At 68.5% G+C, this 11,564-nt stretch carries 7 protein-coding genes; 5 read left to right on the top strand and 2 right to left on the bottom strand.

Translation table 11 applies throughout. The annotated features are described in order from the left end of the window. Positions 1-12 precede the first annotated feature (12 nt). Positions 13-930, top strand: coding sequence for a DUF2950 domain-containing protein (locus HIV01_RS12705; RefSeq protein WP_200607641.1), 918 nt, complete (start codon positions 13-15; stop codon positions 928-930). 46 nt (positions 931-976) lie between these two features. Here HIV01_RS12705 and HIV01_RS12700 read toward each other — a convergent pair whose 3' ends face one another. Continuing rightward, positions 977-3,349, bottom strand: a complete 2,373-nt coding sequence (locus tag HIV01_RS12700) for a S9 family peptidase (protein ID WP_200607639.1) — start codon at positions 3,347-3,349, stop codon at positions 977-979. A gap of 171 nt (positions 3,350-3,520) precedes the next feature. On the opposite strand from HIV01_RS12700, the gene HIV01_RS12695 reads away from it, so the two are divergent. The 4 genes from HIV01_RS12695 to HIV01_RS12680 all read left to right on the top strand — a co-directional run bounded on the left by HIV01_RS12695 (position 3,521) and on the right by HIV01_RS12680 (position 9,670). Continuing rightward, on the top strand, positions 3,521-4,924 hold the full coding sequence (locus HIV01_RS12695) for a cytochrome ubiquinol oxidase subunit I (RefSeq protein ID WP_200607637.1): 1,404 nt from the start codon (positions 3,521-3,523) through the stop codon (positions 4,922-4,924). Then, the gene (cydB, locus tag HIV01_RS12690; protein WP_200607635.1) at positions 4,924-5,937 is read left to right on the top strand and encodes a cytochrome d ubiquinol oxidase subunit II; all 1,014 of its coding nucleotides are present in this window, start codon (positions 4,924-4,926) and stop codon (positions 5,935-5,937) included. The genes HIV01_RS12695 and cydB overlap by 1 nt, the downstream gene beginning before the upstream one ends. Positions 5,938-6,090: 153 nt before the next feature. After that, positions 6,091-6,360 (top strand): YcgL domain-containing protein, encoded by a 270-nt coding sequence (locus HIV01_RS12685; RefSeq protein WP_200607633.1) that lies wholly within the window; start codon positions 6,091-6,093, stop codon positions 6,358-6,360. Positions 6,361-6,397: 37 nt separating this feature from the next. Beyond that, entirely contained in the window at positions 6,398-9,670 is a 3,273-nt protein-coding gene (locus tag HIV01_RS12680) for an ankyrin repeat domain-containing protein (protein WP_200608523.1), read from the top strand. A gap of 33 nt (positions 9,671-9,703) precedes the next feature. Here HIV01_RS12680 and HIV01_RS12675 read toward each other — a convergent pair whose 3' ends face one another. Beyond that, positions 9,704-11,533, bottom strand: coding sequence for a monovalent cation:proton antiporter-2 (CPA2) family protein (locus HIV01_RS12675; RefSeq protein WP_200607632.1), 1,830 nt, complete (start codon positions 11,531-11,533; stop codon positions 9,704-9,706). Positions 11,534-11,564 lie beyond the last annotated feature (31 nt).

Genomic DNA, 11,564 nt, shown 5'->3' with positions numbered 1-11,564 from the left:
AGGGAGACATCCATGAACTGCCTGCTGTCGAACTGCGTGCGGCGCATGCTTCCTGTCGCGATATTGGCGATGCTGGCCTTGCCTGCCTCGGCCCAGCAAGCGTTCCCGACCCCCGATGCGGCCGCCGAGGCGTTCGTCGCCGCGCTGGGCACCCAGCGCGCCGACGCGCAGAAGCTCGAAGCGCTGCTGGGCAAGGACTGGCGCGACTACATTCCGATCGAAGGCATCGAGCGCGCCGACGTCGAGGCCTTCCTCAAGGGCTATCGCGAAAAGCACAGCATCCAGACCGCAAAGGACGGTACCGCCCATCTTGCCGTCGGCAAGGATGCGTGGACGCTGCCGATCCCGCTGGCCAAGGGCAAGGCCGGCTGGGCCTTCGACACGCATGCGGCCACCGAGGAGATCCGCGCGCGCCGCATCGGCCGCAACGAAGACGACACGATCGAATCGGAGCTGGCCTATCACGATGCGCAGACCGAATACGCAGAGCTCGATCGCGACGGCGACGGCGTGCTCGAGTACGCGCAGAAGGTGCTCAGCACCGATGGCAAGCACGATGGCCTGTACTGGGCCGACGACGACAGCGGCCAGATCAGTCCGCTCGGGCCGCTGTTCGCCGACGCCGAGCCGGGCAGCGACTGGCACGGCTACCACTTCAAGATCCTGACCGCGCAGGGCCCGTCGGCACCGGGTGGCGCCTACAACTACCTGCTGGGAAACAACATGAGCCGCGGCTTCGCGCTGATCGGCTGGCCGTCGAAGTACGGCGACACCGGCGTGATGAGCTTCATGATCAGCCACGAGGGCGAGGTGTTCGAGAAGGACCTCGGACCCGACAGCGAGAAGCTGGCCAAGGCGATGACGAAGTTCGATCCGGACAGCAGCTGGAAGGAAGTGAAGCCGCCTGTGACAACTTCCGCATCGAAATGAGCTACCCCTCTCCCGCGGACGGGAGAGGGGTATTTTGCTCAGCGGATTACTTCAACGTCCGCTCAAACAGCTCGTAAATCCGGCGGTACTCGTCATACCAGCTGTCCGGATGGGTGAAGCTGTGGCGCTCCAGCGGGTACGGCGCGATCTCCCACTTGTCCTTGCGCAGCTCGATCAGCTTCTGGCTGAGCATCACCGAGTCCTTGAAGAACACGTTGTCGTCGATCATGCCGTGGGCGATCAGCAGGTTGTCCTGCAGACCGTCGGCGAACTCGATCGGTGACGACACCTTGTACGCCTGCGGGTCGAGCTCGGGCGTGTTGAGGATGTTGCTGGTGTACTCGTGGTTGTACTGCGACCAGTCGGCCACCGGGCGCAGCGCGGCGCCGGCCTTGAACGTGCCCGGCGAGCGGAACAGCGCCATGAACGTCATAAAGCCGCCGTAGCTGCCGCCGTAGATGCCGGCGTGGTCCTTGTCGCCGCCCTTGTTGGCGACCAGCCAGTCCAGGCCGTCCAGGTAATCCTCGAGTTCCGGATGGCCCATCTGGCGATAGATGGCCGTACGCCAGTCGCGGCCGTAGCCCTCGCTGGCGCGGTAATCCAGGTCCAGCACGATGTAGCCCTGCTGCACCAGCAGGTTGTGGAACATCTGCTCGCGGAAGTAGTTCGGGTAGCGGTCGGAGACGTTCTGCAGGTAACCGGCGCCGTGTACGAACATCACGATCGGATACTTGCGCGACGGGTCCGGATTCTTCGGGCCGTAGTACTTGCCCCAGACCACGCCGGCACCGTGCTTGCTCGGCACCTGCACGTACTCGGGCTTGATCCACTCGCGTGCCTTGAACTCCGGCTTGCGCGTGTCGGTCAGCTGCACCAGGCCGTCACCACCGGTGTTGACCACTGCCAGCTGCGGCGGCGTGTAGCTGTCGGAATGACGCACCAGCACCTTGGAGCCGTCGGGCGACAGCGAGAAATCCTCGACGCCGTCGAGCGAGGTCACTTCGCGCACGTCGCCGCCGTTGCGGTCGACTGCGCAGACTTCGTAATCGCCCGGCCACTTGCGGTTGCAGACGAAGTAGAAGCTGCGGCCGTCGTTGGACAGCTGCGGTGCCGACACTTCCCACTTGCCCGAGGTCAGCGCGCGCGACTTGCCGCCGCCGTCGTTGACGTACAGGTGCGAGTAACCAGTGCGCTCCGACAGGAACCACAGCGAACCGTCGGCGGTCCAGCCGAAGTCGTTGAAGCCCCAATTGATCCAGGCCGGATCGGTCAGGCGATCACGCACGGCGAGCTTCGCTTCCGGGCCCGGCGCGATCGTGGCAATCCAGCGGTCCTTGTTGTCGATCGCACGGATCAGCACCGCGGCCTGGCGGCCGTCATTGCTCCAGTGGATCGCCGGTCCGGTGCCATCGCCGTCGGTCTCGATGCGCACGGCGCGGTCGCCCTTCAGCGAATCCTTCTTGGCCGCCTTGCGCATGGCCGCGAGCGGATCGTCCTTGATGCCGGGCAGGGCATCGAACTTCAGTTCGGTCGCCTTGGCGCCGTTGACGTCGACCAGCCACAGCTTGTGCGCCACGGGCGCGTTGCGGCCGACGCGCACGCGCACGTCCTCGAATTCCTCGTAACCCGATTCGGTCACGTACTTGGGCATCTTGCCGGCCTTGCCCTCGTCGGCATCCTTGGCCGAGGTCACCACCAGCAGCCACTTCGCATCCGGGGACAGCGCGCTGTCGACGATCTTGACGTCGTCGCCCAGGTAGGTCGGTGCGGCGGCGCGGGTCGGATCGGCCTGGCGCCACTGCTCGCTCTGCGCGCGTGCGGCGTCCTTCTGCGCGCGATCGTTCTTGAGCGTGCTGATCATGTCGAGCTGGCGCGTGCGCAGGTCGTCAGCCTTCGGTGCGGCCGCCGGGTCCTTCTCGGCCTTGACGATCGCCGCCTGCGAAGTGACCTGGCCGGCACGCCACTGGTACCAGTCGTTGCCGCTGCGGAAGACCAGGTTGCCTTCGTTGCTCCACTGCGGCGTGGCTTCGTCTTCGTTGCTGCGCGTGACCTGGGTCAGCGCACCGTTGCGCAGGTCGCGCACGAACACGTCGCCGTTGCGCACGAACGCCATGCGCGTGCGCTGGGCATCGAGCACCGGCTGGGCGGCGTCGAGGTCGGCGCGGGCGGCGCCGTCCAGGCGCGCGGCACTGCCGCCAGCGATGCCCTGTTGCCAGGTGTCGCGGATCGTCGCGCCTTCGCGGCGCAGCTGGTACTGCACGCGCTGGCCGTCCCAGGCCCACCAGGCCTGTTCGACCGGCGGCCCGATCCAGTCCGGATCGGCCATGGTCTGGGCAAGGGTGATGGGCGTCTGGGCATGGGCGCTGGACAGCAGCAGCGTCGACAGGGTCAGGGCGGTGGCAAGCGGCGAAAGGCGCATCGGGTCGGGACCAGGCGTTGGCAAGTGGGCAAAAAACTGCCGAAGCGTATCAGTCCGCGGGTTTGCCGGATCGGGTCATGCGTCATGGGAAACAGTGAAGTGACCTGGACGAGCGTGACAGCTCCTTTGACGCGGCGCACAATCATGTGCAGGAAGTCATGGAGTTACGCCGTGGACGCACTGCTTTTGTCGCGCATCCAGTTCGGCTTTGTCATCTCGTTCCACATCCTGTTCCCGGCCTTCACCATCGGTCTGGCGAGCTGGCTGGCCTTCGCCGAATGGCGCTGGCTGCGCACCCGCGACACCCTGTGGCGCGACCTGTACTTCTTCTGGACCAAGATTTTCGCCCTGTCGTTCGGCATGGGCGTGGTGTCCGGCATCGTCATGAGTTTCCAGTTCGGCACCAACTGGGCCACGCTCAGCGAACAGGCCGGCAACATCCTCGGTCCGCTGCTCAGTTACGAAGTGCTGACCGCGTTCTTCCTGGAAGCGACGTTCCTCGGCGTGATGCTGTTCGGCTGGGGCCGCGTCAACGAGCGAATGCATTTCCTGGCGACCTGCATGGTCGCGCTGGGCACGCTGATTTCCACGTTCTGGATCATCTCGGCCAACAGCTGGATGCAGACGCCGACCGGCTATCGCATCGTCGATGGCGTGTTCGAACCGGTCAGCTGGATGCAGATCGTCTTCAATCCCTCCTTCCCGTTGCGCCTGGCGCACATGGTGCTGGCGGCGTTCATCACCACGTGTTTCGTGATCGGTGGCGTCGGCGCGTCCTACCTGCTGCGTGGCGTCCACATTGAAGCCGGCAAGCGCATGCTGAAGGCGGCGGTGATCTTTGCCGCGATCACGGTGCCTGCGCAGGTGATCGTCGGTGACCAGCACGGTCTGGTCGCGCTCGAGCACCAACCCATCAAGGTCGCGGCAATGGAGGGCCACTGGGATCACTACCCCAAGGGCGAGGGCGTGCCACTGGTGCTGTTCGCGGTGCCCAACGAGAAGGCCGAGCGCAACGACTACGAGGTCGCGATCCCGAAACTGGGCAGCGTGATCCTCACGCACACGCTCGACGGTGAAATCGCGCCGCTGAAGTCGGTGCCGGCCAGCGAGCGGCCGCCGGTGAAGCCGGTGTTCTATGCGTTCCGGGTGATGGTCGGCCTGGGCACGCTGATGCTGCTGCTGGCGATGGTGTCGCTGTGGCTGCTGTGGCGCGGCCGCCTGTACGCCTCGCGCATCGTGCTGCTGGGCTGGAAGGCGCTGATGCTCTCCGGCTTCGTCTGCATCCTCGCCGGCTGGTACGTGGTCGAGATCGGTCGCCAGCCGTATGTCGTCTACGGCCTGCTGCGCACGGCCGATGCGGTCAGCCCGATCCTCGCCGCGGCGAGCGTGATGACGTCGCTGATCGTCTATGCGCTGGTGTACGCCATCGTCTTCGGCGCCGGCATCTGGTACCTGCGCAAGCAGGTGCTCAAGGGCCCGCTGCCGCACGAACCCCCACAGCACACCGAAGGTGGCGACAAGACGCCGGCGCGGCCGCTGTCGGCGTCCGGCGACAAGCTCGAGGAGGGCGCGTAATGGACCTGGCGACCGTGCTTCCGGTGGTGTGGTTCGGCGTGATCGGTTTTGGCGTGCTGATGTACGTCGTGCTCGACGGTTTCGTGCTCGGCCTGGGCATCCTCGCGCCGTTCGCCGAAGACGAGCATCAGCTCGACCACATGATGAACACCGCTGCCCCCATCTGGGACGGCAACGAAACCTGGCTGGTGCTCGGCGGTGCCGGCCTGATGGCGGCATTCCCCAAGGCCTACGCCGTGGTGCTGTCGGCGCTGTACCTGCCGGTGCTGCTGATGCTGATCGCGCTGGTGTTTCGTGGTGTCGCCTTCGAGTTCCGCTTCAAGGCCCAGCGCAGCAAGCCGGCGTGGGGCGCGGCGTTCTCGCTGGGATCCATGTTCGCCGCGTTCGCCCAGGGCGTGATCCTTGGCGCGCTGGTCGAGGGCATGCCGCTGCAGGGCGGCAAGTACCTGGGCGGCGCCTTCGGCTGGTTCAGCCCGTTCTCGATGCTGACCGGCGTGGCGGTGGTGTTCGGCTATGCGCTGCTGGGCTCGACCTGGCTGATCCTCAAGACCGAGGGCCGCATGCAGCTGGTCGCGCGCAGCCTGACCCGGCCGCTGGTGCTGGTGGTGGTCGCCTTCATGGGGCTGGTCAGCGCGTGGCTGCCGTTCCTCGACTCACGGATCATGGCGCGCTGGTTCGACGGCCCGAACTTCTGGTGGCTGGCGCCGGTGCCGCTGCTGGCCCTGGCCAATGCCTTCGCCCTGTGGCGCGCGGTAATGCGTGAGGGCCGTGATGCAACCCCGTTCCTGCTGACCCTGTGCTTCTTCGCACTGGGCTTCGCCGGGCTGGTGCTGGGCATCTGGCCCAATATCGTGCCGCCGGCCCTGTCCATCTGGGACGCGGCCTCGCCACCGTCGTCGCAGGGCTTCGTGCTGGTTGGCCTGATCGTGCTGCTGCCGGCGATCCTGGGCTACACCTACTGGTCCTACAGCGTGTTCAGGGGCAAGGTCGCCGCCGACGCCGGTTACCACTAGGACGTCCACCAGGGACGTCCACCGCCTTTGCAGGCACGGCCGAAAAAAGCCGAAAAACCTGAACCTCCCGTTGTGCCCGCGCGCCACAACGACAGGTATGCTGTGTCCAACATCACGTTGCGGCCGTTTTTGCCGCTGCTTTCGTCCGGACAGATGCAAGCCTACGTCTACAAGAGCCTCCGCAAGGCCGACACCTACGTGTACCTCGCCAAGCGCGACGAGTTCGCGCGCCTGCCCGAACACCTGCGCACGCAGTTGGGCACCCTGCAGTTCGTCCTCGAAGTGGCGCTGACGCCGGAGCGCAAGCTCGCCCGCGGCGACGCGGCCGTGGTGCGTGAAAACCTGGCGGCGCGTGGATTCCACCTGCAGTTCCCGACGACCCTGGATGATCCGATGACGGAGGACTGGGGCACCGATGCCTGAGCCGATGCCGCAGAAAACACCGCCTTCGACCCGGACCATGCGCCTGGGCGGCCTCCTCGCCGGCGCGGCCGCGCTGTGCCTGCTGACCGGCATGGGCGGCATCGTCGCTGCGATTGCCGGCGTGCTCGCCCAACCGCTGGCGGCATTGGCCGTGCGCGGTTGGCGCGACGGCGCCCTGCCGAGCCGCGATGAAGCACTGCGCGAAGCCGGAGTGCTGGCGCTGCTGTGGGCCGCTGCCACTGTAGTGCTGGCCGCGGTCGTGGCCTGGCCGCTGTCCTCGCTGCTGCAGACCGGCTCACTGGCGTCCGCACTTGGACTGAGCGCCGTGACTGGCGTTGCCCTGCTCGGCCTGTGGCGGCTGTGGCCGCTGTGGCTGGGCGCCGAACGCGAGGGCGGGCCGCTGCGCGAACACTGGCAGGCCCTGGGCGAGCTGGAACTGAGTGCCTGGCGCGGGCTGGGCGTCGCCGCGATCGTGCTGGCGCTGGCCGCGACCGTGCTGTTGCTGGCCTGGCCGGGTGTGCTCGGCGGCGGCGCACGCTGGACGGTCGCCGTGCTGTTCGCGCTGGCCACGCCGGCCCTGCACCTGCTGCTGCAACAAGTCGCCCCGGCCGAGCCGCTGCCCGGCTTTGCCTATGACGATGACGACGAGGAAGAGGACGAGCCGGTCGCCCTCGTCGACGGCGAACCGCTCGCCCCGGCCCTGTACGCCGCGGCCCGCAGCGGTCGCGTCGAACGCGCTCTGGAGCTGATCGAACTGGGCGCCGATGTTTCGGCGCCGCCGCCGACCGACGAGCGCGACCAGCGCAGCCTGGCCGTGCTGGCCGCGGTGCTGCCGGACCTGCGCCTGCTGCGCACGCTGATCGCCCACGGCATCGACCTCAACGCCACGCATGCCGGCATGAACCCGCTGCTCGCCGCCACCCGCGACAGCTGGCATGGCCGACCCGATGCGGTCATGACCCTGCTCGCCAACGGCGCCGATCCGCGCCGGACAGATGCCGAGGGCAATACGCCGCTGCACCACGCCGCACGCAGCTCCGACCCGGGCGTGGCCGCGTTGCTGCGCGATGCCGCGGCCGAACTCGATCCGCTCAACCACGACGGGCTGTCTCCGCTCGGCGTCGCCTGTGCCAGTGGCAACTGGCGCCTGGCCAAGTTCCTGCTCGAGCGCGGTGCGCGCCCGGAACCGGCCGGCGGCCAGCCGGTGCTGCTCGCCGCAGCCGGCGCAGACGAAGACGACGTCGCCGGTGTCGGCCTGCTGCTCAAGCACAAGGCTCGCGTGGATGCGCGCGACCGTCGCGGTCGCAGCGCCCTGCACGAGGCCGCGCTCGCCGGCCATCTCGACATCGCTGCGGCGCTGCTCACCGCCGGTGCCGATGCCGACGCACGCGACCTGGAAGGCCGCAGCCCGTTCCTCGAGGCCGCTCGCGGCGGCCACCTCGACATGCTCGAACGACTGCTCGCGCAGCTGCCGCGCGGTGGCGCCGATGCCGCAGCCGCCATCGACAGCCGCGGCCGCAACGCGCTGGTGCTGGCGTGCATGGCCGACTCGCCGGCGCCGGCGCTGGTGCAGCGATTGCTGGACCTGGGCGTGGACGCCGAACAGCGCGATGCCGACGGCAAGCGCGCCATCGATCGCGCCGCCGAGGCCGGGCGCTGGTCGCTGGTAGCCGCACTCGACCGCGCCTACCCGCTGCCGTCCGCCCTCAGCGAGGACGGCGATGACGATGCGCCGTTGCCCGACCGTGCTCCGACCGTGTTGTTGCGCGATGGCCTGCGCGATGGCCGTGCCGAGGAGCTCGGCGGCCTGGCGCAACTGCTCAGCGCCAGCGAACGCGGTGCATTGCTGCATGACGACGAGTCGGCGGCATCAGCCCAGCGCGTGCATTGGCTGCTGGCGCAGGGTGCCGATCCGGAAGCACGCAACAGCGCCGGTGACACGCCGGTGCACGCATTGATCGCGCGCGGTGGCCCGGCCGTGCCGTCGCTGCTGGCGCTGCTGCGCCGTGGCGTTTCGCCGGCCGGTGCCGGCGGACTGGCGCGATTCCTCGCCGCCTGCCACGGCGACGACGGCGACGATACGAACCTGGAAGCGGTCGCGCTGGAACTGATCGAACGCGGCGCCGACCCGTTCGCGCGTTCGCCGGCCGGTGACCCGGCCCTGGCGCTGGCGGTGCGACTGGACTGGACGCGCGTCGTCGAGCGCCTGCTCGCGATCGGCGTCGACCTCAACGCCCGCGACAGCCATGGCATGAGCGCCTTGCACTTGGCCGCCGCGCTGGGTCGCGACGAGATGCTCAAGCGCCTGGTGGCGCAGGGTGCTGCCCCCGATTTGCTGGCCGCCGACGGTCAAACCCCGCTCGGCGTGGCGCTGGCCTCGGGCCGTCGCGACCTCGCCGACTGGCTCGACTGGCGCGGCTGGCCGTTGCCCAGGCGCCCGCTGCAGGCGCAGGACGTGCCGGCGGCCGCGATCATGGGCGATGCCGACGCCGTGCGCCGCCTGCTCGATCTCGGCCTGCCGGTCGATGCCGTCGACGCGCAGGGCTGCACCGCGCTGCTGCGCGCCGCCGGTGGCGGCCATCGCGCAGTAGTCGATCTCCTGCTCGCCCGTAACGCCGACCCGAAGGCCACCGCCAACTCCGGCGCGACGCCGCTGTCGGCGGCAGTGAGCATGCGCCACGCCGAGATCGTCGATCGGCTGATCGCCGCCGGCGCCCCGCTTGAACAGCGCCTGCCGGGCGAACTGACCGTGCTGATGGTCGCCTGCGCACTGGGCCTGACCGACCTGGCCGCGCGCCTGCTGGCTGCCGGTGCCGATGTCCAGGCCTGCGACGCGCAGGGCCGACAGGCGCTGCATTGCGCGGCGATGTACGGCTTCAACGCGCGCGAGCGTTCGCGCCTGGTGGCGTTGTTCGACACGCTGCTGCTGGCCGGCGTCGATGCCGACCAACCCGCGGCCGGCGCGACCCCGTTGCTGCTGCTGCTGGGCGCGCGCGCCGAGCCCGGCACCGGTGCCGACGAGGATGTGCTGATCGCCGGCATGCAGTTGCTGGTCGACCACGAGGCTGCGCTCGATGCCAAGGATCCGCGCGGCTTCGGCCCGCTGCACCTGGCGGCGTTGCACGGCCTGTTGCGCGTGGTCCAGTTCCTGATGCGTGCCGGTGCCGACCCGGACCTGCGCGATGCGCTCAACCGCACGCCGCGCGAGATCGCGGTGATGCGCGGCTTCATCGACATCGCGGCGGAGTTCGCACCGCCGGCATCGGGCCAGAACGTGTCGATGGCGCGGTTCCTGCGCGAGCCGCGCTAGACGTCATCCCGGCGAACGCCGGGATGACGACAACTACTCCTCGTCCAGCACGTTCTCTTCGTTGCGTGTCGCATCGGCGATCTCGCCGAGCACGCCTTCGCCGAAGTCGGCGTTGAACAGTTCCTCCAGCTCGCGGCGTGCATCCTGCGTCGACTGCAGCAGCGCGTCCTCGTCGTCGCGGATCAGGTACTGCGCGCGCAGCAGGCGCTGGTCGTGCTCGCGGAAGCGTTCGGCGTGGTCGCGTGCCATGTCCTCGGACAGGCCCAGCTCGACCAGCACCTTCTCGCCCATGCGCAGGCTGCTGTAGAACGTCTCGCGCAGCGCCCGCGCACCCAGGTCCATCAGTTCCCAGGCGTGGCGACGATCGCGCGCGCGGGCGAACACCGTCGCCTCCGGATACAGGCGGCGGATCGTGCGCACCGTGTGCAGGTTCTCCTCCACGCCGTCGATGGCGACCACGAACACCTTCACGTGGGCCGCGCCGGCCGACCGCAACAACTCGGCCTTGGCCGGATCACCGTAGTACACCGGGTTGCCGAAGCGGCGCACGAAGTCGACCTGATCGGCGCTGTGCTCGATGCCGATGAACGGAATCTTCTGCGCGACCAGAAGGCGCGCGACGATCTGCCCGAAGCGCCCGAAGCCGGCGATCAGCACCTGCGGTGCGCCGTCCTCGGGCATCGAGTCGAACTTGCGTTCCTTGCGCCGAATCGGGTTGGACGCGAGCAGTCGCGAGATCGCGATCAGCAGCAGCGGCGTCAACGCCATCGACACACCGACCGCGGCGGCGAGGCGGTCGCGCATCGGGTCGTCGATCAGGCCCGACTTCACGCCTTCGTTGAACAGCACGAAGGCGAACTCGCCGCCCAGCGCCAGCACGCCGCCCAACTGCAGCGCGCCACGTGGGTCGAGCCCGCCCGGGCGTCGCCCGATCAGGTAGAGGATGGCGAACTTCACCACCATCAACACCACCACCAGCCCGGTGATCAGCCACGGCTCGGACAACACCCGCTGCAGGTCGATGCTCATGCCCACGGCAATGAAGAACAGGCCCAGCAGCAAACCCTTGAACGGATCGATCTGCGCTTCGAGCTCGTGGCGGAATTCCGAATCGGCCAGCAGCACGCCGGCGATGAATGCACCCAGGCCGGCCGACAAGCCGGCGACCTGCATGATCCAGGCGCTGCCGAGCACCGTCAGCAATGCCGCGCCGGTGAACACCTCGGGCATCTGCGCGCGCGCGACCACGCGGAAGACGTGTCGCAGCACCACGCGGCCGCCGATCACCAATGCCACCACAGCGCCAACGGCCTTGAGCACATCGTCCCAGCCGAACTCGGCGGCACCGGCGCGACCCAGCAACGGGATCGCCGCCAGCAACGGGATCGCGGCAAGATCCTGGAACAGCAACACGCCGAACGCCACGCGGCCGTGGTCGGTAGTCAGTTCCTTGCGCTCGGACAGCAGCTGCAGCCCGACCGCGGTCGACGACAGCGTCAGGCCGAGGCCGACCAGCAGCGCCGCCTGCCAGCTCAACCCCGCGACCATCGCCAGGCCGCCCAGGGCCAGTCCGCACAGCAGCACCTGCAGGCCACCGACGACGAAGACCGGCTTGCGCATCACCCGCAGTCGCGCTGCCGACAACTCCAGGCCGATCACGAACAGCAGCATCACCACGCCGATTTCGGCGGCGGTAAGCACGCGCTCGGCCTCGGTGACGACCCGCAGGCCGTAAGGACCGAGCACGACGCCGGCAGTCAGGTATCCCAGCACCGCGCCCAGGCCGAAGCGACGGAATATCGGCACCGCGATCACGGCGGCCAACAGGAATACCAGAGCCAGTTCCAGACCACCGCTGTGCATGAGCACCTCCTGGCTGGAGTATAAGTGCCGG

This window comes from Lysobacter arenosi (assembly GCF_016613475.2).
Classification (GTDB): Bacteria; Pseudomonadota; Gammaproteobacteria; order Xanthomonadales; family Xanthomonadaceae; genus Lysobacter_J; species Lysobacter_J arenosi.
Note: the sequence above shows the minus strand (reverse complement) of the source record. Positions and strands in the feature narration are given on the sequence as shown.